14 protein-coding genes and 1 pseudogene are annotated in these 22,435 nt (G+C 74.0%); 10 read left to right on the forward strand and 5 right to left on the reverse strand.

The features are described from left to right. The first annotated feature begins 165 nt into the window (after positions 1 to 165). Together AB0M79_RS01260 and AB0M79_RS01265 are read left to right on the forward strand one after the other, a co-directional pair. Positions 166 to 1,689, forward strand: coding sequence for a hypothetical protein (locus tag AB0M79_RS01260; RefSeq protein WP_364206602.1), 1,524 nt, complete (start codon positions 166 to 168; stop codon positions 1,687 to 1,689). 75 nt (positions 1,690 to 1,764) lie between these two features. After that, complete coding sequence (locus AB0M79_RS01265) at positions 1,765 to 3,444, forward strand: right-handed parallel beta-helix repeat-containing protein (RefSeq protein WP_364206604.1); 1,680 nt, start codon at positions 1,765 to 1,767, stop codon at positions 3,442 to 3,444. A gap of 149 nt (positions 3,445 to 3,593) precedes the next feature. Here AB0M79_RS01265 and AB0M79_RS01270 read toward each other — a convergent pair. Beyond that, positions 3,594 to 4,839, reverse strand: a pseudogene (locus tag AB0M79_RS01270) (IS701 family transposase). A gap of 146 nt (positions 4,840 to 4,985) precedes the next feature. Between AB0M79_RS01270 and AB0M79_RS01275 the strand changes: the two are divergent. The 5 genes from AB0M79_RS01275 (at position 4,986) to AB0M79_RS01295 (ending at position 11,598) form a co-directional block, all read left to right on the forward strand. Next, positions 4,986 to 6,533 (forward strand): glycosyltransferase family 39 protein, encoded by a 1,548-nt coding sequence (locus AB0M79_RS01275; protein ID WP_364206606.1) that lies wholly within the window; start codon positions 4,986 to 4,988, stop codon positions 6,531 to 6,533. Next, entirely contained in the window at positions 6,530 to 8,155 is a 1,626-nt protein-coding gene (locus tag AB0M79_RS01280) for a glycosyltransferase family 2 protein (RefSeq protein WP_364206608.1), read from the forward strand. The genes AB0M79_RS01275 and AB0M79_RS01280 overlap by 4 nt, the downstream gene beginning before the upstream one ends. After that, the gene (locus AB0M79_RS01285; protein ID WP_364206610.1) at positions 8,152 to 9,147 is read left to right on the forward strand and encodes a glycosyl hydrolase; all 996 of its coding nucleotides are present in this window, start codon (positions 8,152 to 8,154) and stop codon (positions 9,145 to 9,147) included. Before AB0M79_RS01280 ends, AB0M79_RS01285 begins: the two co-directional genes overlap by 4 nt. Before the next feature lie 181 nt (positions 9,148 to 9,328). After that, entirely contained in the window at positions 9,329 to 10,582 is a 1,254-nt protein-coding gene (locus tag AB0M79_RS01290) for a type VII secretion protein EccE (protein WP_364206612.1), read from the forward strand. Next, the gene (locus tag AB0M79_RS01295) at positions 10,579 to 11,598 is read left to right on the forward strand and encodes a hypothetical protein (RefSeq protein ID WP_364206614.1); all 1,020 of its coding nucleotides are present in this window, start codon (positions 10,579 to 10,581) and stop codon (positions 11,596 to 11,598) included. The genes AB0M79_RS01290 and AB0M79_RS01295 overlap by 4 nt, the downstream gene beginning before the upstream one ends. Here AB0M79_RS01295 and AB0M79_RS01300 read toward each other — a convergent pair. Further along, positions 11,576 to 11,884, reverse strand: a complete 309-nt coding sequence (locus AB0M79_RS01300) for a hypothetical protein (protein ID WP_364207639.1) — start codon at positions 11,882 to 11,884, stop codon at positions 11,576 to 11,578. The genes AB0M79_RS01295 and AB0M79_RS01300 overlap by 23 nt on opposite strands. On the opposite strand from AB0M79_RS01300, the gene AB0M79_RS01305 reads away from it, so the two are divergent. Next, positions 11,792 to 12,232, forward strand: coding sequence for an ATP-binding protein (locus AB0M79_RS01305; protein ID WP_364207590.1), 441 nt, complete (start codon positions 11,792 to 11,794; stop codon positions 12,230 to 12,232). The two genes, AB0M79_RS01300 and AB0M79_RS01305, sit on opposite strands and share 93 nt — an antisense overlap. Before the next feature lie 487 nt (positions 12,233 to 12,719). Here AB0M79_RS01305 and eccCa read toward each other — a convergent pair whose 3' ends face one another. After that, on the reverse strand, positions 12,720 to 16,670 hold the full coding sequence (gene eccCa, locus AB0M79_RS01310) for a type VII secretion protein EccCa (protein WP_364206616.1): 3,951 nt from the start codon (positions 16,668 to 16,670) through the stop codon (positions 12,720 to 12,722). 185 nt (positions 16,671 to 16,855) lie between these two features. Here eccCa and eccD point away from each other — a divergent pair, with 185 nt between their 5' ends. Both eccD and eccB read left to right on the forward strand, forming a co-directional pair. Further along, positions 16,856 to 18,274 (forward strand): type VII secretion integral membrane protein EccD, encoded by a 1,419-nt coding sequence (eccD, locus tag AB0M79_RS01315; protein ID WP_364206618.1) that lies wholly within the window; start codon positions 16,856 to 16,858, stop codon positions 18,272 to 18,274. 7 nt (positions 18,275 to 18,281) lie between these two features. Next, the gene (gene eccB / locus AB0M79_RS01320; RefSeq protein WP_364206620.1) at positions 18,282 to 19,667 is read left to right on the forward strand and encodes a type VII secretion protein EccB; all 1,386 of its coding nucleotides are present in this window, start codon (positions 18,282 to 18,284) and stop codon (positions 19,665 to 19,667) included. A 39-nt stretch (positions 19,668 to 19,706) separates the two neighbouring features. On the opposite strand, the gene aroA is transcribed toward eccB, so the two are convergent. Further along, positions 19,707 to 20,984: a 3-phosphoshikimate 1-carboxyvinyltransferase gene (aroA, locus tag AB0M79_RS01325; RefSeq protein WP_364206622.1), complete on the reverse strand. Its 1,278-nt coding sequence runs from the start codon at positions 20,982 to 20,984 to the stop codon at positions 19,707 to 19,709. A gap of 80 nt (positions 20,985 to 21,064) precedes the next feature. Continuing rightward, a complete protein-coding gene (locus tag AB0M79_RS01330; protein ID WP_364206624.1) occupies positions 21,065 to 22,432 on the reverse strand; it encodes a S8 family serine peptidase in 1,368 nt (455 codons plus the stop codon). Between the last annotated feature and the right edge of the window lie 3 nt (positions 22,433 to 22,435).

A 22,435-nucleotide genomic window follows, 5' to 3' on the forward strand; every position in this document is an offset into this window, starting at 1 on the left:
CGGCGATTATCCCCGGCCGGTGCCGGGGCCGCCCGGGCACGTCCCGTGGCCGTGCAGCCCGCACCCCGGTGCGACGGATGCCGGCGGAAGGGTCGGGCGGGACGGATCGGAACGGCGTCGGACCGGGTCGATAGCATCCGACCGGTACAGCGGGGAGGAAAACGAATGCACCACATCGGTCCCTACCGGCTGCTCGGCGCGCTGGCGACCTGCCCGGTCGGCACCGTCTGGGCCGCCTCGGACTCGGCCGGCCGCCGGGTGACACTGGCCGTGCTCGACCCGGCGGTGGCCGGCGACCCACGCTGGCGGGCGGCCTTCGCCGCGACCGCCAACACCCTGTCCCAGGCCGACGACCTGCCGGTGGTCGGCGCCAACCATGTCGCGGCCACGCCCTGGGTCGCCTGCGCGGCCGAGGCCGGCCAGGGCGCGGGAAACATCTTCACCGCCCTGGGGCAGCACCTCGTCGCCGCCCCACCGCCCGACCCGGGTCCGGCCGACCAGCCGACCGTGTCGCTGGCCGGCCAGCTTCCCGCGCTACCGGAGCCGCCGGACAGCGGCCCGGAGCCGCCGACCGTCGCACTGGCCGCGCCGGACGCGACCACCACCCGGCCGACCGGACCGGCCGCCCCGGTGAGCGGCCAACCGGCCCAGGTCTCGGCTCCACCCGCTCCCGTGTCGGGCGGTCCCGTCTCCGGAGGTCCCGCGCTGGGAGGTCCCGTCTCCGGGGGTCCCGTGGCGGGCGGCCCGGTCTCCGGGGGTCCGGCGTCGCCGGCCGCCGAACCGCCGAGCTGGCCGCCGGCCGCCGCTCCCCCGGCGCGGGCCGCACCGAGCGGGCCGTTCCCGCCGCGCCCGGCCGGCCCGCCTCCGCAGCCGCTCGCCGGCCCGTTCCCGGCGCCGGCGGCGCTCCCCGGGCCGCCGCCCGTGGCCGGACCACCCCCGCCGGCGCCGGCCGGGTACCCGGCGCCGTACCCGCCGCTCTTCCCACCCGCACCGGCCCGGCCGCGCCGGGGGCGCGGCATCCTGGTCACCGTTCTCGTCGCGGTGCTCGCGCTGGCGCTGGGCGCGGCCGGCGGTGCCGCCGCCATGTCGGCCCTCGGCGGCGACGCCGCGCCCGCGCCCGGCGCCAGCCCGACGCCGTCGGTCGACATCGCACTGCCCGGCACGGCGCCGGCCGCGCCCGGCATCGAGCCGCCGGTCGGCGGCGGCTGGCCGGCGGACTTCCCGAGGTTCGGTCCCGCGGACCGCACGCAGCAGGTCACCGACCTGCCCGGGCTCGGCTTCTCGTTCCGGATGCCGGACACCTGGCGATGCGAACCCGTGGCGTCGACGTCGGGCTTCGCGCACTACTCCTGCGGCACCCCGGCCGGACAGGGGCCGAAGGCCGGCGGCGACCTGATCGTGCGGCACTGCCCGGCCCCCTGCGACGAGGGGCGGCGGACCGAACTGCGTACGGCCGAGGAGGCGTTCGGCCTCCAGTGGATCCGAAGTGGACCGTTCACGACCTGGGCGCAGACCGACCGGGTCGACGACGCACCGCAGTACGGCATGGTCTACCTGAGCTACTGGCGCAGCGTCCCCGAAGGGGTGCTGGACCGGCAACTGGTGCTGCGGATGACCGCCCCGCCGGAGCGGGCCGACGAACTGCGGAAGCTGACCTATTCGATCCGGGATGTAACGTTCACGATCTGACCGGCTCCGCCGCGGCCGTACGGCGGTCCGCGGTGGGCCGGGCGACCCAGACCGACCGTCCGAACGAGCGGGGCCATGGCACGCACACTGACCGTCTCTGCCCAACAGCCGGGAGCCTTCCCGTCGATCGCCGACGCGCTGGAGGTGGCCGAGGACGGCGCCGTCATCTCGATCGAGCCCGGCGTCTACGCCGAGTCGCTGCGGATATCGGGCCGGCGGCTTACCCTGGCGGCCCGCGAGCCGGGCACGGTGACCGTCGACGCCACCGGCCACGGCGCCCCCGGGGTGAGCTGCACCGGCGGTGAGGTCACCCTGAGCGGGCTGGCGGTCGCCGCCGGCGACTACCCCGCCGTGCACGCGGCGCGCTGCGAGCTGCGGATCGACGGCTGCGAACTGCGGGCCGGCTACGCGGCCGGCGCCAGCGTCACCGACGGTTCGCGGCTGCGGGCCACCGGGCTGAAGGTCACCAAGGGCCAGTACGGCATCGTCGTCGACGACTCCGGCGGCACCCTGGACCAGTGCGAGGTACGGGGGGTCAGCGACGACGGCATCATCGTCCGGCTCGGCGCCGACCCGACCATCCGTAACAGCACGGTCGCCGACTGCGGCTACCGTGGCGTGTACGTCTACCAGGCCGCCCGGCCGGTGCTCGAACGGTGCGACATCTCCGGCACCGGCGACGCCGGCATCTCGGTGGCGTTGCAGAGCGCGCCGACGATCGCCGAGTGCTGGGTGCACGACACCCGCGGGGTCGGGATCGCGTTCGGCCGTGGCTGCACGGGGCTGGTCGACGGCTGCCGGATCGAGCAGACCGCCGCGCCCGCGATCCGGCTCGACGAGGGGGCGGCCCCGGTGGTCCGCGAACCGGCCGAGCCGGGCGGTGCCGCCCCGATGGCCGGGGCAAAGGCCGGCGACGGCGCGGTCCGGCAGGACGCCGAGAAGATGGACACGCTGCTCGCCGAACTCGACTCGATGATCGGCCTGCCCGGGGTGAAGGCCGAGGTGCGGGCGCTCATCGATGAGTTGCAGGTCAACGAGTGGCGGCGGGACGCCGGGCTGGCGGTCGGCGCGGCCAGCCACCATCTGATCTTCACCGGGGCCCCGGGCACCGGCAAGACGACGGTGGCCCGCGTCTACGGCCAACTGCTCAAGGCGCTCGGTGTGCTGCCGAACGGGCAGTTCCGTGAGGTGTCCCGGCGGGACCTGGTCGGGCAGTACATCGGCCACACGGCGGAGAAGACGACGTCGGTGTTCGAGGAGGCGCTCGGCGGGGTGCTGTTCATCGACGAGGCGTACACCCTGTCGCGGGCCGGTGGCGCGAACGCCGACTTCGGCCAGGAGGCGATCGACACGCTGGTGAAGCTGATGGAGGACCACCGCGACCGGGTGGCCGTCATCGTGGCCGGTTACACCCACGAGATGAGTGACTTCCTGGACGCGAACTCCGGCCTGGCGTCCCGGTTCGCCAAGACGCTGGAGTTCGAGAACTACACCGCCGACCAGCTCGTCATGATCGTCGACCGGATCGCGCGCAACGACGACTACCTGCTCGCCGACGGCCTGGACGACGGGCTGCTGGAATGGTTCGGGCAGGTCGAGCGGGACCGCAACTTCGGTAACGCCCGCGAGGCGCGCAAGCTGCTCGAGGGCATGCGCAAGGCGCAGTCCGGCCGGCTGCGGGCGCTGGGCCGCCGACCCACCCGCGACGACCTGCGCACCCTCACCCTGGACGACCTGCTCGCCGCGACGAGTTGATCACATTTCACGGGCTCGGCGCCGGTTTGGCGGCATTCGCCTACTAGTGCTTTGTTAGGTTGTGTCGTGGTATGGGCGGTTGCAGGTGTGGCATGCGCCGGCCATGACGGTGAGGAGTTGTTGTATCTGCCGGAGTACGGCGTACAGGGTCAGGCCGGCGCATGTGCTTTTGGGTCGAGGCGGAGCAGGGTGCAGAAGGCCTGGGCCAGGACGGTGAGGGTGACGTGGCGGTGCCAGCCGGTGTGGCTGCGGCCTTCGAAGTGGTCGATGCCGAGGCCGGTTTTGAGTTCGCGGTAGTCGTGTTCGACGCGCCAGCGTTGTTTCGCGAGTTGGACGAGGGTCTTCAGCGGGGTGTGTTGGTCGAGGTTGGACAGCCAGTACTTGACGGGTTCGTCGGTTCCGGGTGGCCATTCGGCGATCAGCCAGCAGTCGGGCAGGCTGCCATTGTCGGCGCGGGGGATGTCGCGGTTGGCGGGGCGGACGCGTAGGCGTAGGAAGTGGGAGCGCAGCGCCGCGTCCGGGTTCGTCGGGGTGGGGCGGCTGCCGTGGCGCCAGGTGACCGGCCGGACCCGGCGGCGGGCGGTCTGGGCGAGGGTTTTCAGGGTGGTCGGCGGGTCGGGGTGGACGGCCCCGACCGGTGTGGGCGGGGGTGACCGGGGTCGCGTCGCCGGGGTGGGCGGTCGCGGTCGGGTCGACCTGGACCACGTAGGCCAGGCCGCGGTCGGCGAGTCCGAGCCGGAACAGGGTGCAGTCGCCGTAGCCGGAGTCGGCCGTGACCGGCAGTTTCGGTAGCCGCCATTCGTCGGTCATCTCGTCGAGCATGTCCAGCGCGAGACGCCATTTCTCCCGGTGGCGTATGTCGTCGCCGATACCGGCCCGTTCCCGCTTGCGCCGCACCTCGGCGGCCCGGGCCGGGTCGCCGATGGTGGTGTCGTCCCAGGAGGCGGGGCAGAACAGCCGCCAGTTCGCGGCCACCGAGGCGGTGTCGGTGGCCAGGTGGACGCTGACCCCGATCTGGCAGTTGCCGGTCTTGCCCAGGGTGCCGGAGTACTGCCGGGCCACGCACGGCGACGCGGTGCCGTCCTTCGGGAACCCGGAATCGTCGATCACATAGGCGGTCGGGTCGACGGCCCCGACCGCCCACCGGGCCACGTTCGCCCGCACGATCCGGTGGTCCCAGGTCGAGGACGTGATGAACTGCTGCAGCCCCTGATGATCGACACCGAGACGCTCCGCCATCGGCTGCATCGACTTACGCTGCCCGTCGGTCAGCAGGCCGCGCACGTACAACTCGCCCTTGGCCCGCTGGTCCGACCGCCGGACCGCACCGTCCAACATCCGCGCGGTGAACTCGACCAACCGCGGCCGCAGACGCGCCAACTCACCAGACTCCACCCGAACAATCCATCACGACCGGCCGGAAGAGTCACGCAACGACACACCAGAACCTAACAAAGCACTACTACTAGCCTGTCGAAGATTCGACAGTCCGCCCGTCAACCACGGCGTCGTCCTCCGCGGCCACGTCATCGCTCGAGAAGATGCCTGTCAAAAGCAATGATCTGACCGCGTTCATCCCCCGCCAGACCGCTCCCGTACGCTCCGAACCGCCCGCACAGCCGTGGCGCCCCGGCCGCGACGACGGCCCGCCACCACCCGAGCCGCTCGACGCGCCGTGGCTGAGGGTCGTCGCGTGGGCCGCGCCGATGGTGGTCGTGGCCGTACTCTCCCTGATCGGGATCGGCACGCCCGGGCTGTGGGAGGACGAACTCCAGACGTGGGGCATGGTGACCGCGTCGTGGCCCGACTTCCGGTCGGTGCTCGCCGGCACCGACGCCGGGGTGGCGCCCTACTACCTTCTGCTGCGCGTCTGGACCGACCTGGCGGGCACCTCCGACGCCATGCTGCGGCTGCCGTCGGCGCTGGCGATGGTGGGCGCGACCGGACTGGTGGCGGCACTCGGGGTCCGGCTGGGCGGGCTGCGGGTCGGGCTGGCCGCCGGGCTGCTCTTCGCGGTCCTGCCGACCACCTCCCGCTACGCCCAGGAGGCCCGCCCCGACGCGTTCACCGTCCTCGCCGCGGCACTGGCGACGCTGCTGCTGGTCCGCCTGCTCGACCGGCCCCGGATCGGCCGCTACCTCGGCTACCTCGCCGCGCTGGTGCTGCTCGGCCTCGGGCACGTGCTCGGTCTGCTCCTGCTGCTCGCACACGCGGTGATCGCCTGGCGGCTGCGGCCGGACGGCCGTACGGTGGCCGGCTGGGCGCTGACCGCGGTGCTCGCCGTCGTCCTCGTCGGACCGGTCGTCCACTTCGCGAGGCGACAGGCCGGCGGCGACGGCGACTGGATTCCGCCGGTGAGCCTGGCCCGGGTCGCCGAGGCCCCGGCCGTGCTCTTCGGCGACCTCCTCATCGGCGGGGCACTGCTGGCGTGCGCGTTCCTGGCGATGTCGATGCGGGGCCGGGCGGCGGTGGCGACCGCCTGGGCCCTGCTGCCGACCGCCGGCCTGCTCGCCGTCAGCCTGGTCGTCCCGACCTGGCTGCCCCGCTACCTGCTCTTCACCCTGCCGGCCTGGGTGCTGCTGGCCTCGCTGGCGGTACGGCGCACCACGATCGCCCGTGGCGTCGGCGTGGTGCTCGCGATCGGCCTCCTCGGGCTGCCCGGCCACCTCGACATCCGCACCCCGACCGGGCACGGGCAGGGCACCCGGGACATCGCCGCGGTGATGCGGGCGCACGCCGCCCCCGGCGACACCGTCGTCTACGGCCCGACCGAGGGAGGCGACCAGCGGCTCGCCCGCGACGCCGTGCTGCGGTACGTACCACCGGGGATCGCGCCGCAGGACCGGCTGGCCCGCACCCGGCCGCGTACCGGCGGCAGCGTCGGCGCGCGGGAGTGCGCGGCGGGCGAGGTGGCCGACTGTCTCGGCCAGCCGGACCGGATCTGGCTGGTCCGCAAGGGCAACCGGGACGACCCGCTGGCCGGGCTCGGTGCCGGGAAGACGGGCGTGCTGGAGTCCGGCTACGTGGTGATGCAGACCTGGCGGGTGCGCGCGTTCACCATCGTCCTGTACGTGAGCAAACCGCGGTGACGGCTCTGCACGACCGGCTGGCGACGCCGGCCCCGGCCACCCCGCCGCCGGCCCGGCGGCGACGGACCACACCGCCGGTGGTGCCGGTCGACCCGGCGCTGCCGCAGCCGCCCTCCCGACGGGAGAAGGCCGCCTACCGCCACCGGCGGCTGCCGTACCTCATGGTCGCCTCGGCGGTCAGCTTCACCGCGCTGACCGTGAGCCAGGTGCTGTTCGTACGGATGTCGCCGTGGCTGCTGCTGCTCCTGCCGCTGATGGCGTTCACCATCGCGTACTACCTCGTCTCGCTGTGCGTCAACCTGTTCACCCCCGACTTCGACCTGGACCGGCACCGCCGGCTGGTGGCGTCGTGGGCGCCGGACGAGCATCCGCCGGTCGACGTGTTCCTGCCGGTGTGCGGCGAGGCGATCGACGTACTGCGCAACACGTGGGAGCACGTGGCCGCGATGGCCCGGCACTATCCCGGGCCGGTCCACGTCTACGTGCTCGACGACTCGGCCACCGCCGAACGCGAGGCGATGGCGCTCGGCTTCGGCTTCGTCTACCAGCGCCGGCCCAACCGGGGGTGGTACAAGAAGGCCGGCAACATGCGGTACGCGTACCAGCGCACCATGGGTGACTTCATCCTCGTGCTCGACGCCGACTTCACCCCGCGTCACGACCTGCTCGACGAACTGATGCCGTACTTCGACGCGTACCCGGACGTGGGCATCGTGCAGTCGCCGCAGTATTTCCGGGTGCACCAGGACCAGGGCTGGCTGGAGCGCGGCGCCGGCGCGGTGCAGGAACTGTTCTACCGGTCGGTGCAGGTGTCTAGGCAGCACCACGAGGCGGCGATCTGCGTCGGCAGTTGCGCGGTGTACCGGCGTACGGCGCTGGACGCGATCGGCGGGTCGACGCTGATCGAGCACTCCGAGGACGTGCACACCGGGTTCGACATGCGCCGCCGGGGCTGGCGGCTGCGGTACGTGCCGGTGCCGCTGGCGACCGGGCTGTGCCCGGCCGACGTCAACTCGTTCTTCACCCAGCAGTACCGGTGGTGCGCCGGGTCGATGAGCCTGCTCGGGTCGACGAAGTTCTGGAACACCCGGATGCCGGTACGCCAGCGCCTGTCGTACCTGTCCGGCTTCTTCTACTACCTGCACACGGCGCTGTTCACCTTCGTCGGCCCGCTGATCCCGATCCTGATGCTGCTGGTGTTCCCGCAGTACGTGAAGCTTTCGAACTACCTGCTGATCGCACCCAGCCTGGTCTACAACGTCGTCGTCTTCCCGTCCTGGCACCGCTGCGCGTACGGCTTCGAGGCCTGGACCACCAAGATGATCTACGGCTGGTCGCACGCGTTCGCGGTCTGGGACCTGCTGCGCGGGCAGAGCATGGGCTGGCAGCCGACCGGTGGTACGGCACGCAAGAACAGGACGGGACGGCTGTGGACCGGTATGGCGGTGTGGACGGCGGGCAGCGGAATCGTGTGGACGCTGGCCGCGGCGTACCAGATGGTCCACACGGACCTGGCGGCGTTCGCACCGGCCTTCCTGGGCGGGGTGTTCTTCCTGACGATCGCGATGCAGGCGCTGCTGGTCGACCCGGCGAAGGACCTGCCGGCGGGCGGTTCGCGGTGAGGTCGCGCCACCTGTTCGTCACCATGGTCCTCTTCGTGGCCCTGGTCTTCGGCTACGCCGCGGTCGCCCCCGACACCCCCGGGCCGCCGCCGGCCGCGTCCACCGGGGCGGCACCGACCGCCGCGGTCGGGGCGGCACCGGCGTACGACGTCAGCCACCTGCGCGAACCACCCGGTCGGTACCTCGGCGTCGCCCTCGCCGGCGCGCCCCGGGACATGGGCAAGGTGGACGGGTTCGCCGACCTGACCGGCCACCGACCCAACATGATCACGATCTACGAGAGCTTCGACGACGAGTTCGCCGCCGCCGAGATCCGCAAGATCTTCCAGTACGGGGCGCTGCCGATCCTGCGCTGGGAGCCGTACAAGGCGAAACTCGCCGACATCGCCGCCGGCCGGCACGACCCGTACATCCGGCGGTTCGCCGCCGAGGTGCGCCGGGTGAATCTCCCGATCGCGCTCACCATCGCCCACGAGATGAACGGGCACTGGTACCCGTGGGGCGCCGACACCAACGACCCCGCCGACTTCGTCGCCGCCTGGCGGCACATCCACGCCCTCTACGCCGAGGCCGGCGCCACGAACGTCATCTGGACCTGGACCCCGAACGTCGTCAACCCGGTGCCGACGGTGCCGCTGGAACCCCTCTACCCCGGCGACGCCTACGTCGACTGGATCGGCATCGACGGCTACTTCACGCACTCCGGCGCCAAGACCTTCGAGGGCCTGTTCGGACCGACGATGCGCGAGGTCGAGGAGTTCACCGACCGGCCGTTCCTCGTCGTCGAGACCGGCTCCGAGCCCGGCGCGATGCGGGAACGGTCCGTACGCGAACTGTTCGAGGCCGTACGCACCGAACCCAAGCTGCTCGGGTTCGTCTACTTCAACCAGAAGGGCTCGGGCGACTGGGTGATCGACCGGGATCAGCGGGCGCTGGCGACGTACCGGCGGGAGGCGGCGCGCGGGGACCGGCTGGGCTTCCGGGTACGGTGACCGCGGCGGGCGGCGGGTGATCGTCAGGTGGCGGCCGGTCGACGTGCGGCCCGGCGCCCCGGCGCCCGCCCGACGATCATGGCGCGAAGGGTCCGGAATGCACGGGTGGACCGGTTCCTATGATGGGGGCCGCGCCCTCCGCCCCCGGGGCGGACCGACGACGTGGAGGTTGCAGCCGGACATGACCGCACCGTCACAGTCCGTCCGCGCCGTCGCCCGGGTCGCCCCGGGCGAACCGGCGCCGAGCGGCCCGGCCGAGGTGCCCCGCCCGCGCCGACGCCCCAGCCACCTCGGCCGCGTCCACCTGCTGCAACTGCTGCTCATCGAGACGGCCGTCGTCGGCACGCTCGCCGCCGCCACCCAGGGCGCGGTGCCGGCCGTGGCGACCGGCGTCGCCGGCGCCGCCGTCGTCGCGGCGACCCTGGCCCGGCGGGGCGGCCGCTGGTGGCTCGAACGCTGGATGATGTCCGTGGCCCAGCGGCGCCGGCGGCGCGGCCGGCCGATCCCGCACGGCGACCCGAGGGTCACCGCGCTACGCCACCTCGCTCCCGGCCTGACCGTGCAGAACGCCTCCGTCGGCGACAGCGCCGACATCGGCGTGGCCCGCGACGACGCCGGCTGGTACGCCTGCGCGGCGGTGTCCACCGGCCGGCGGCGCAAGGACGGCGCGCTGCCGCTCGACCAGCTCGTGGCGGCACTGGCCGAGACCGGGCAGCCGGGTGCCGTCCTCCAGGTCGTCACCCTCACCGTGCCGGCACCGGGCATGGACACCCCGCCCGCCTCGCACGCCGGCCAGTCCTACCGGCAGCTGCTGACCGGTTTCGGGTCGGCCGTCGTGCCGGCGCACCGCGCGGTCTGGATCACCGTACGGCTCGACGCGTGGGCGCTCGCCGAGGCGGTCGTCGACGAGCACGGTACGGCGCTCGACGACGTACCCGAACTGGTCGCCGCGCTGCTGCACCGGGTGACCAAGACGTTGCGCCGGGCCGGGTTCACCGTCCAGCCGCTCGACGACGCCGGCCTGCTCGACGCGCTGGTGCAGTCGTGCGACCTCGACGGGGCGGCCGCCCCCGGCAACGGCCGCGGCGAACCGCGTGAGGAATGGTCGCGCTGGCACTCCGGCCGGCTGGCACACCGCACGTTCTGGGTCCGCCGGTGGCCGGCGACCGACCAGATCGGGGCGCTGCTCGACGCGGTGGGCGCCACGCCGTCGGCGCTGACCAGTGCCGCGCTGACGCTGGCCGCCGAAGGTGACGGTGACGGCGTCGACCTGCGCGGCCTGGTCCGGCTGGCCGCGCCGCCCCCCGAACTCGGCCCGGTGTGCCTGGCCGCCGCCCGGGCGGCGGAACTGGCCGGCGCCGACCTGTTCCCGCTCGACGGCGAACACGGCCCGGCGGTGTACGCGTCGGCCCCGACCGGTGGAGGTGCCCGGTGACCGGCCCCCGCGAAGAACGGCATCCGTACCAGGCTGCCGTGCAGGCGGCCCCGGAGCCGGCGATACGGCAGCCGGCGGAGCCCGACGCCGCGGCGGCGTACCCGGTACCCGTGGGGCCGACGGACCGGCAGGTGGCCGCACCGGCCGGGGCGGACGCCGGAACCGCCGCCGTCGCCGCGCCGGCCGCCGCCGCCCAGGCGGCCGTCGCGGCCGCCACCGTGACCCGGGCCACCGGCCGGGCCGCCGCGGTCGCCGCCGCCGCGCCACCGGCCCCGGCGACGACCGGCACCGTCTACGGCCAGCCGCCGCCCGGCGACCCCCGACGTGGGCCGGCCGGACGCCTGGCCCGGCTGCGGATCGGCTCGCACACGGTGTCCCGGGCCGCCCTGTCCCGGCTGAGGGTCCCGACCGCGACGGCCGGCCTGGTGCTCGGCGTCGACCGCAACCGGATCCCGGTGCCGGTCCGGTTCTTCCGCCCGGAGCCGACCCGGACCGCCCTGGTCGGCGGCACCTGGGCGGCCCAGCTCGTGGTGCTGCGCGCGCTCGCGCTCAGCGCCCGCGTCGTCGTGGTGACCACGGACCCGGCGGCCTGGTACGGCTTCGGCGAGCGGGTCACCGGCCACGACGACCGCCTGCAGGTGCATCCCGGCGGCCAGCCGGAGCTGCCGGCGGGCAATCCGCAGCAGCCGGCCCTGCTGGTCCAGGATCTCGGCCTGGCGGCCGCTGCCGCCGCCCCACCTCTCGGCGCCTGGCAGACCCGGCTGACGGTGCTACGCCGCCTCGACCAGTCCGCGGTCTCCACCGTCCAGGACAGCCAGCTGGTGCTGATGCAGCGCCTCGACGGCCTGGAGGCGCCGCTGGCCGCGTCGACGTTGCGGCTGGCGGCGCACAGCGAGCAGTTCCTCCAGGTGATGGCGCACGACATGGTGGCGGTCATGGGCGACGGCACGAGCCGCTACCTGTGGCTGGCGCAGACCGAGATCGAGCGTCACTTCACCGGCCCGCCGGGCCGCTGATGGAGGCCCACAAAAGTGTGTCGGACCCCGTGCTCAACCTCGACTCCGCGCCGAAGCTGTCCGGGTGGCCCGGCTGATCGTGGAAGTCAAACAAGACCATCTTGAGCGGCTCATCAAACGGCCGGTGGGTGGCCTGGACGAGCTGCTGTGGAACGCCGTCGACGCCGATGCCGGCCGGATCACGGTCGACGTGGTGTTCAACGAACTCGGCGGTGCCGGGGCGATCGAGATCCGCGACGACGGCACCGGCATCAGCCGGCAGGTGGCCGATGCCCACTTCAGCCACCTCGGCGGATCGTGGAAGGCGCACGCGGTCACCACGAGCGGCGGTCGGCAACTACACGGTCGGGCCGGACAGGGCAGGTGGGCGTCGTACGGTCTCGGCGAGGTCGTCACCTGGATCTCGGTGACACAGGCCGAGAATGAACGTTCACGCAGGTCCGGATCACCGGCCGTGCGGAACCCTGGTGCGGATCGACCAGTTGACCGACGCCGCGTTGGAAACGTTGCGCCACGACGACGTGGCCGGCCAACTCACCACGACGTTCGCCCTGGCTCTCGAGCAGTACCCGATGGAGATCTCGTGGCGGGGCGAGCGCCTCGACGCGGCCAGTATCCAGAGCCGCCGGCATGAGCGGGTTCTACGGGTCGACGGCGTCGACGATCCCGTGGCGTTGGTGGTGATCGAGTGGAAGCAGCACCAACGCAACCGCCTGCTCCATCTCTGCGACGGCAACGGCGCCTCCCTCCACGCGATCCGGGCCGGAATCCAGGCTCCAGGGTTCGACTTCACCGCATACCTGCGGTGGGATGGTTTCCGGGAACGGACGGCAGAGGTCGCACTCGCCGACTTCGGCGTCGAGCCGTTCAGTTCCCTGATCGAGGTAGCCCGCGGCGAACTGCGGCGCTACTTCGGCGAGCGCTCCGAACAGCGTGGTGAGGAACTCGTCCTCGACGCCTCCACCGCCTACCTCCGCCGGGTGCATGGGGAATACCTGCCGTCGGGTCCCGGCGCGTCGCCACGGCCGGCTGTCGCGGCGGTCGTACCTGGCCCACGGGGCAGACCTTGACCGGGCCGGCAACCGTCCACGGCTGACCCCCGGGTCGCTGGTCGCTCCGTTTCAGTTCGGGGGGTCGGTCCAGGCGAGCTGGACCAGGCGGGCGCCCTCACGTCGCGTGAAGAGCCAGGACCGGCCGGGCGGGAGCAGTTGCGGCTTCATGTTGCCGAGCAGCGGCCCCTCCTCCTTCGGGCCGGACATCATCAGGCCCGGTGAGGCGAGTTCGCGGATGCGGGCGATGAACGGGTCGAACATGGCCCGGCTGGCGCCACCGATGCGCCTTGTCAGCACGACGTGCAGGCCGACGTCGCGGGCCTGCGGCAGGAACTCCATCAGCGGGGCGAGCGGGTTGACCGCGGCGCCGGCGACCAGGTCGTAGTCGTCGACGAGGACGTAGAGTTCCGGCCCCTTCCACCAGCTCCGGTCGCGCAGCTGTTCGGCGGTGACGTCGGGGCCGGGCAGCCGCTCCTTCATCACCGTCGCCACCTGTTTGATCAGGTCGGCGGTGACCTGCTGCGAGGTGCCGTACCCGAGCATGTTCTCCTCGGGTAGGGCGCCGAGCAGGCTGCGCCGGAAGTCGACCAGCATGATCCGTGCCTCGTGCGGCTGATAGCTGGCGGCGATGCCGCGGCCGAGGCTGCGCAGGAAGGAGCTCTTGCCGGCCTCGATGTCGCCGAACAGGATCGCGTGCGGCTCGGCGTCGAAGTCGAGGAAGACCGGCTGGAGGTCGATCTCGGCGATGCCGATCGGGATCCGGCCGCGCTGCGGTGCGGGCAGGGTGTCGAGGCGCAGCTCGTCGGGGAGCAGCCGCACCGGTGGCGCGCCGGCCCTGGTCCAGCCGGCCCGGACCCGCTTGACCAGGTCGGCGACGGCGTCGGCGAGGTCGTCGACGCGCTGCTGGCCGTCGATGCGGGGCAGGCCGGTGAGGAAGTGCAGCGCGTCCGGGGTGAGGCCGTGGCCGTGGCCCTCGGGGACGTTGACGGCGGCCCGCCGGTTGATCAGGGAGTCGTTGGTGTCGCCGAGCCGCAGTTCGATCTTGGTGCCGAACATGTCGCGGACGGCGGCGCGTACGTCCATCCAGCGGTTGCTGGAGGCGAGGATGTGGACGCCGTACCCGAGGCCCCGGTTGGCCAGTTCGGTGACCAGCGGTTCGAGGTCCTCGTATTCGCCGCGCAGGGTGGGCCAGCCGTCGACGATCAGGAAGAGGTCACCGAACGGGTCCTCGGTGAAGTGACCGTCGCGCTTGGCCCGCCGGTAGGCGGCGATGCCCTCGACGCCCCGGCTGGCGAACAGCGACTCGCGGGCCTGCATCAGGCCGTAGAGTTCGGCGATCGTACGGCGGACCTTGTTGACGTCGCGGCGGGTGGCGAGGCCGCCGGCGTGCGGCAGGTCGGCCAGCGCGCTGAACGTGCCGCCGCCGAAGTCGAGGAAGTAGAACTGCGCCTCGCGCGGCGTGTGCGTCAGGGCCAGGCTGAGCACGAGCGTACGCAGCAGGTTGCTCTTGCCGCTCTGCTGGGCGCCGACCACCATGACGTTGCCGGCGGCACCGGCCAGGTCGAGCCACATCGGGTCGCGGCGCTGCTCGAACGGCTTGTCGATGAGGCCGGCCATGCCCCGCAGGGCGCCGTGCAGGGCCTGGTCGTCGACGCTCAGACCGCGGTCCGGCGTCGGCCAGATCTGCGGCAGCAACTGGTCGAGGGTCGGCGAGTCGTCGAGCGGCGGCAGCCACACCTGGTGCGCCGGTGGGCCCTGCCCCTCCATCCGGCGCACGAGTACGTCGAGCAGGGTGTCGCCGACGACGGTCTCCTCGACCTCGGCGGGGGCGTCGGCGGGCCGGTCGTCGTGCGGCAGCGGGAGGAACCGGGTGCTGTATTCGCGTACCGGGTCGATGGTGCGCCCGCCGACGACGGGAAGCTGCCCGTCGCGGCGGACGACGCCGGAGACGTACGCGGCCTTGAACCGCACCAGGCCCTCGGTGCCGGCCTTGAGGTAGCCGTGACCGGGCGAGCGCGGCAGTTCGTACGCGTCGGCGACGCCGAGCACGGCCCGGCTCTCCATGGAGGAGAAGGTGCGCAGGCTGAGCCGGTAGGACAGGTGGGTCTCCAGGCCGCGTAGCCGGCCCTCCTCCAGCCGCTGCGAGGCGAGCAGCAGGTGGACGCCGAGCGACCGGCCGACCCGGCCGATCTGGACGAACATGTCGATGAAGTCGGGGCGCGCGGTCAGCAGCTCGCTGAACTCGTCGACGATCATCAGCAGGCTGGGCAGCGGCGCCAGCGGGACCCCGGCGGCGCGGGCGCGTTCGTAGTCGCGCTGCGAGGCGTAGTTGCCGGCGCGGCGCAGCAGTTCCTGGCGGCGGGTCAGCTCGCCCTGGATCGCGCCGAGCATCCGGTCGACCAGCGACAGCTCGTCGGCGAGGTTGGTGATGACGGCGCTGGTGTGCGGCAGCCGGTCCAGTGCGGTGAAGGTGGCGCCGCCCTTGAAGTCGACCAGCACCAGGTTGAGGATCTCCGAGCTGTGCGTCGCGGCGAGGGCCAGGACCAGGGTGCGCAGCAGTTCGCTCTTGCCGGAGCCGGTGGCGCCGACCAGCAGCCCGTGCGGCCCCATCCCGTCCTGCGCGGACTCCTTGAGGTCGAGTTCGATCGGCCGGCCGTCGGCGCCGACGCCGATCGGGACCCGCAGCCGGTCGCGGTTGGGCCGGCTGGCCCAGAGCTGGGCCAGGTCGAACTCCTGCGGGTCGTCGATGCCGAGCAGGTCGGCGAGGCCGAGGTCGGCGACGGCGGACGGCTGGTCGGCGTACGACGACACCGACAGCCGCAGCGGGGCGAGTTCGCGGGCCAGCACCTCGGCCTGGGCCGGGCCGAGCGCGTCGGCGCGGCCGACCTGGGTGCTGCCGTCCATGGTGGTGCCGCTGACGGTGCCGTCGTCGGCGATGTCGAGGACCACCGACGACTCGTCGAGCAGCCGGGGTGGCGGCGTGGACAGGTCGAGGATGGTGACGCCCTGGACCCCGCCCTCGGTCATCAGGTGGTCGGAGCCGGCGGTCGGTACGCCGTCGATGAGCACGACGACGTGCGGCCCCGGCGACTGCCGGGCGGTGGAGGGGTCGAACCGGGGCCGGTTGGCCAGCACGTCGTCGAGCATCGCCTCCAGCGCGGTGACCGCGGTGGCGAAGAGACGTACCGGGCCGACGGCGTCGAGCTTGCTCGGGTGCTGGGCGTGCGGCAGCCACTTCGCCCACTCCCACTGGGCCCGGTTGGCGTCCGGCACGCACAGGCCGATCAGCAGGTCGTCGGGGGCGTGGAAGGCCGCCATCTGGGCCAGCAGCGACCGCACCAGGTCCCGGGTGGCGGCGTCGGATCCGCGCAGGTAGACGTGGGAGAAGTCGCGTACGGCGATGGCGACCGGCAGGTCGGGCACCACCGAGTAGGTGGAGACGAACTTGCGCAGCGCCATCGCGCACAGCGGTTCGAGTTCGTCGACCGGGCGGGTCTGCGGCGGGACGAGCGGGGTGGCGACCTCCTGCGGCCCGAGGCCGATCCGGACGACGCCGAAGTCCGCGTCGCCGCGCCGGCGCTCCCACAACCGGCCGCTGCCGACCGTCGACCACAGCTTGTCCGGGTCGGGGTGCCGGTAGTGGATGGCCTCCCGCTGGGCCCGGATCGTGGCCCGGACCTGGGCCCGCAACTGCGACAGCCGGCGCATGTACTGCCGGCGGGCCTCGACCATCTCCTTCTTGCCCGGCCCGCTCTGCTGGGTGGCCATCATCGCGATCATGCCGAGGATGGAGACGCCGTAGAGGGCACCGACGACGTAGGTGATCGGGCCGCCGCGCTGCATGCCCATCATCAGGCCCATGGCCGCGGCGCCCGCCGCCATCGGCAGGACCATCAGGAGCCGGCCCCACGCCTTGCCGCCGGGTGGCGGGATCTCCGGTGGTGGATCGAGGAGCACCTCGCCGCTGGGCAGGGCCGGCGCCGGCCGGCGGGGTGGACGCTTGACGATCGTCGATGCCACCTGCCCTGACCCCCCAGTCAACCGCGAACCAGCCGCGCCATCCTAACCAGCACCGGCACCCGCACCGTCGGCAGCGGGCGGGTGCTAGGTTGACCGTCCGCGGGTCCGGTCCGCGATCCCGCGCGGGACCGCCCGCCCGGCCGGCGACGACCGGGCGACGGGCAAAGACGCAGGGTGACGGGGAGGTGACCAGCGTGACGGCCCCCGGCGGCCTCAGTCTGGCCAGGGTGACGGTCGCGGCGCCGAAACGGCGCATGGATGTGGCCCTGCCCGACAACATGCTCCTCGCCGAACTCATGCCGCACCTGCTGCGGCATGCCGGCGACGATCTCGGTGACACCGGCGAGCAGCAGGGTGGCTGGGTGCTGCGGCGGGCCACCGGCGCACTCCTGGAGCCGGGCCGCAGCCTGTCCGTGCAGGGCGTACGCGACGGCGAGGTGCTGCACCTGGCCCCCGGCCGCGACGACTGGCCGGAGATGGCGTACGACGACGTCGTCGAGATCATCGCCGGCGGCGCGCGGCGGTCGGGGCGGTCCTGGGGCGGCCTCGCCACCCGCCGCTGCGGCCTGGCGGTCGCCGCCGCGGCGCTCGGCGCCGGCCTGGTCGGGCTGCTCACCGCCGGCCCGGCCGGACAGCTCGCCGGCGGCGTGGCGCTCGGTGTCGCGGCCCTGCTCGCGGTCGTCGGCGTCCTGCTCTCGCGGGCGTTCTCCGACGCCTCCGCCGGGGCGGTCGTCGCGGCGGCCGGCCTGCCGTACGCGTTCGCCGGCGGCGCGCTGCTGGCCGCCCCGTCCGGTGCCGCGCTGGCCGCCCTCGGTGCGCCGAGCGTGCTGCTCGGCAGTGCCGCGCTCCTGGTCGCCGCCGTCGTCGGCTACACCGCGGTCGCCGCCGTACAGCGGCTCTTCATGGCCGGCATCGTGACCGGTCTGGTCGGCGGCCTCGCCGGGCTGCTCTGCCTCGTCGGGCTGTCCGCCGCCGGGGCGGCGGCGGTCGCGCTGACCGTGGCGATCGGGCTGCTGCCGAGCTATCCGCTGATGGCGAGCTGGATGGGCCGGATGCCGATGCCGGAGCTGCCGGGGCGGCCCGAGGAGATCCTCGCCGACCGGCCGGTCCCCCGCCGCTCCGACGTCTTCGCGACGGTGGCCCGGTCGACCGAGTTGCTGACCGGGATGCTGCTGGGCGCGGCCGTCTCCAGCGCGTGCGCGGTGGCGCTCGTGGTCGCCCGCGACGGGACGGTGTCCGGCGTCCTGCTCGCCGTCTGCGCCGGTGGTGCGTTGCTGCTACGGGCCCGGCTCTTCCCGCTGCCGCAGCAGCGGGTGCCGCTCATCGTCGGCGGCCTGACCGCCCTCGCCGCGCTGGTGTTCGGCGGCCTGCTCGGTGCCGGGTCGGCCGGCACCCGGATCGTGCTGCTGGGTGTGGTGATCGCCGCCGCGGCCGTCGCGCTGACCGCCGGCCTGATCTACAGCCGACGGTCGCCGACCCCGTACGTGGGACGGGCCGCCGACATCGCCGACGTGCTGGCCATCATGGCGCTGATCCCGCTGACCTGCGCGGTCACCGGCCTGTTCGGCGCCATCCGGGCCCTGTTCGCCTCGATCGGCGGGTGACGCCGCGATGCCGTCCCGCCGCGACCAGCTGCACTCCTACCAGTTCATGACCCAGCGGGTCATCTCCGCCTTCGTGATGCGCGAGACCGACCCGGCCCAGTCGCCGCTGCGGCGCGGCATCGGCGCCGTCTTCGGCGGGGTCATGGTCGCGGTGCTGATCGCCGCCGGGGTCGGCATCTACGGGCTGATCACGAAGGTCGGCGGCGACCGGTGGAAGACCGACGGTTCGGTCGTCATCGAGCGCGAGACCGGCGCCACGTTCGTCTTCCTCGACGGGCAACTGCACCCCACCGTCAACTACGCCTCCGCGCTGCTCGCCGCCGGCCGGCCCGGCCAGGCCGCCGCCCGGGTCGCCGCCGCGTCGCTGGCCGGGGTGCCGCGCGGGATCACCGTCGGGATCGTCGGCGCACCCCAGTCGCTGCCGGTGGCCAAGCAGCGGATCGGCCTGCCGTGGACGGTGTGCGCCGTACCGGGCACCAACGACGCCGGCCGGCCGGTCAGCACCGTCGTGGTCGGGGTCGGTGTCGCGCCGACCGGCGGCCGCGGCACCGGCGAGCAGGGACTGCTCGTCCGCGACGCCGAACTCGGCATGAACTACCTCGTCTGGCAGGGGCACCGGCACCTGATCCAGTCGTCCCGGGTGGTCATCCCGGCCCTGTTCGGGTCGGTCACCGCGACCCCGGTCGGCACCGCCTGGATCAACGCGCTGCCGGCGGGCGCGGACATCGCGCCGGTGCAGGTCCGCGACCGGGGCCGGGCGTCGGCCGCGCTGCCCGGTCGTACGGTCGGTGACATCCTGGTCGCGCAGACCGGTGCCGGGCCGCAGTACTACCTCGTCCTCGGCGACGGCCTCGCCCCGATCACCGCGTTGCAGCGGGCCATCCTCAACGCCGAGTCGGCCGGCGAGCCGGCGCCGATCGCCGTCTCCGAGGCCACCTCCGCGCCGCAGAGCGACCAGCTGCGGCGCCCGTCGGGTGGTGTGCAGCCGCCGCCGGCACCGCCGCAACTGTCGGCGCCGGGGGCCGACCAGTTGTGCGCGGTGACCGGCGAGCCGGACGGCGTACCGGCACTGACCACGGGTGGGGAACTCCCCGGCGTGCGGGCCTCGATCCCGACCGTCGGCGCGGCGCCGGACGGGTCCCGGCTGGCCGACCGGATCCTGGTGCCGTCCGGTCGGGTCGCCGTCGTACGGGTGCTCGGTTCGCCGGCGAGCTACCAGGTGATCACCGACCTCGGCATCCGCTACCCGGTGGTCAGCGACGCCGCGCTACAGATGCTGGGCTATCCGGCGGCCGAGGCGGTCGCGGTGCCGGCGGCCCTGGTCAGCCGCATCCCGCAGGGCCCGACCCTGGATCCGCAGGCGGCGATCCGGCCCGCGCTCACCGGCGGCTGACGGCCGGACCACCCGTGCGGTCAGAAACAGCCGGTCCGGTCAGGACAGGCGGCTCAGGTCCGTGAAGAAGCCGGGGTACGTCTTGCCGACGCACGCCGGGTCGGCTATCTCGATCCCGGGCACCCGCAGGCCGACCAGCGACAGGCTCATCGCCATCCGGTGGTCGTCGTACGTGGCGAAGCGGGTCGGCCGGGGCGTCCCCGGCCGGATCGTGAAGCCGTCGTCGTCCTCGACGGCGTCGATGCCGGCACGGCGCAGCTCGGTGACGACCGCGCCGATCCGGTCGGTCTCCTTGCCCCGGATGAAGCCGATCCCGCGCACCCGGGTGGGGGCGTCGGCGAAGACCGCGACCGCGGCCAGGGTCTGCGCGGTATCCGAGATGTCGGCCATGTCCACGTCGATGCCGTGCAGCGGGCCACCACCGGTGACGGTCAACTCGTCCGCGCCACGGTCCACCCGTGCCCCCATCCGCTCCAGCACGTCGGCGAACCCGACGTCGCCCTGCAGGCTCGCGGACCCGAGCCCCCGCACGGTCACCCGGCCACCGGTGATCGCCGCGGCGGCGAGGAAGTAGGAGGCGGCGCTCGCGTCCGGCTCCACGACGTATTCGGTCGGACGGTAGGTGCCCGGCGGCACGGTGAGGTCGCGCACCTCGACGCCGAACGCCGCCATCACCGCGATCGTCATGTCGACGTACGGCACCGACACCAGCGGTGAGGTCAGTTCCACGGTCAGCCCGTCGGCCATCAGCGGTGCGGCCATCAGCAGGCCCGACAGGAACTGGCTCGACAGGTGGCCGGGCACCCGGACCGGTCCGCCCCGGGCCGGCCCGCGCACCGCCGCGGGCAGGAACCCGGGGTGATCGAGTTCCTCGACGGCGGCGCCGACGTCGCGCAGCGCCTGGAGCACCGGCCCGAACGGCCTGGCCCGCAACTGGGCGGTGCCGTCGACGACGGTGCGGCCGGGGCGCAGGGCCGCCGCCGGCAGGACGAACCTGGAGGTGGTGCCGGACTGGCGGGCGTCGACCGTGGCGGCTCCGGTCGACCCGCGCGGGTCGGTGCCGGTGACGGTGACCGTGTTCGAGTCCTGGTCGGACACGACCGTGGCGCCGAGCGCGGTGACGGCGTCCATCATGGCCCGGGTGTCGTCGGCGAAGAGCGCACCGTGCAGGGTGCTCGTGCCGGACGCGAGGGCGGCGCACAGCAACGCCCGGTTGGTGATGCTCTTCGAGCCGGGCGGCCGCATGGTGGCAACCGGTGGCGCCGTCAGCGGGGTGATGGGCAGAACGTCCGGAAGACGCTCGGCGGTGGTGGTCATGCGGACAGTATCCCCGGTGGCGGGATGCTCCGGTGATCGTCCGTCGGGATGCCGGGCGGGAGGGTCCGGCCGGTGAAGGGTCACCGCCGGCCGCCGGACGCCCCGTCGAACAGTTGCAGCGGCGGGCCGGGCTCGACCGGCTCGCCGCCGCGCGGGGTCGGTGGGGCCACCGCCGCCCGCCAGGACCGGCGCCGGGCTCGCGGCAGCGCCACCGCCCCGGCCCACACGGCCCCGACGAGCAGCACCGCGACCAGCGCGCCGAGCACGGCGACGTTTCGGCTGCGCAGCCACGCGGCGTCGACCACCGGCTCCGACGGGGTCAGGCCGGGCAGCGCGGCGGGGCCACCGCCGGCCAACTGGTCGTTGACGGCGGCGTACGGGTTGACGATGCCGTGGCCGAACCCGGGGCCGCCGGGGGCCGGTACGGCGGTGCCGAGGATCAGCCGCTCGATCTGCCCGGGGTCGAGCGCGCCGCGCTTGTTGCGGACCAGCGCCGCCGTCGCCGCCACGAAGCCGGTGGCGAGTCCGGTGCCGCTGGCGCCGGTCAGCCCGCTGCCCCGCTGCAGGGTCAGGATCTGGTCACCGGGAGCGACGAGGTCGACGTACGGGCCGTGCTGGGAGTTGTCCCAGCGGGCGCCGGTGGGGCCGATCGCGCCGACGCCGAGCACGCCCTCGTAGCCGGCCGGGTACGGGGTCGGGTTCGCCGCGTTGGTGCCGCCCTCGTCACCGGCGGCGGCGACGACCACGATTCCGGCCGCTACGGCACGGGCCACCGCGGCCCGGACCGCAGGGTCGTCGTCGTACACCGGGATCGGGACCGCGATCACCGCGACGCGCTGGTCGACGGCCCAGGTGATGGCGCGGGCCAGCACCGCGGCCCGGACCTGGGGGCGGCCGAAGCCGGCGTCGTCGACGACGCGTACGGGCAGGATCCGGGCGCCCGGGGCGAGCCCGGCGAAGCCCTGCGAGTCGGTCTGCCGGGCGGCGATCAGCCCGGCGACCTGGGTGCCGAGGCCGAGGCAGTCGTCGTCGGCGCGGCCGCTGCCGGCGACCGCGTCCAGGCCGGCGGCGACCCGGCCGCGCAGTTGCGGGTGGTCGGCGTCGACCCCGGACGACAGTACGGCGACCGTCGTGCCGGCCCCGGTCGTGAACGGCCAGACCCGTTCCGGGGTGAGCGTCAACTGTGCCCAGGGCACCTCGGTGACGGCCTGTCCGGGGTCGGCGCAGTTCTGCGGCGCCCGCGCGGGCGGCGGGACAGCGGCCGGCACCGGAACAGCGGCCGGCACCGGGACAGCGGCCGGCACCGGAACAGCGGCCGGCGCCGGGAGGGTGGCCGGCGGGGGCACGGCGGCCGCCGGCGCGGCCAGGGCCGGTCCGGCGAGGACCGCGCCGGCCAGCACGCCGACCAGACCGGCTCGGCCGGCCCGGTCACCGGGTACGCGAAACACGCG

The sequence above is a fragment of the Polymorphospora sp. NPDC051019 genome (assembly GCF_040683055.1).
In the GTDB taxonomy this organism is placed as follows: Bacteria; Actinomycetota; Actinomycetes; order Mycobacteriales; family Micromonosporaceae; genus Polymorphospora; species Polymorphospora lycopeni.

Bases quoted from the DNA above. Each gene is read 5' to 3' on its own strand.
- AB0M79_RS01260 (WP_364206602.1), top strand. From the start codon at position 166: ATGCACCACATCGGTCCCTACCGGCTGCTCGGCGCGCTGGCGACCTGC.
- AB0M79_RS01265 (WP_364206604.1), top strand. From the start codon at position 1,765: ATGGCACGCACACTGACCGTCTCTGCCCAACAGCCGGGAGCCTTCCCG.
- AB0M79_RS01275 (WP_364206606.1), top strand. From the start codon at position 4,986: ATGCCTGTCAAAAGCAATGATCTGACCGCGTTCATCCCCCGCCAGACC.
- AB0M79_RS01290 (WP_364206612.1), top strand. From the start codon at position 9,329: ATGACCGCACCGTCACAGTCCGTCCGCGCCGTCGCCCGGGTCGCCCCG.
- eccB (WP_364206620.1), top strand. From the start codon at position 18,282: ATGCCGTCCCGCCGCGACCAGCTGCACTCCTACCAGTTCATGACCCAG.
- aroA (WP_364206622.1), bottom strand. From the start codon at position 20,984: ATGACCACCACCGCCGAGCGTCTTCCGGACGTTCTGCCCATCACCCCG.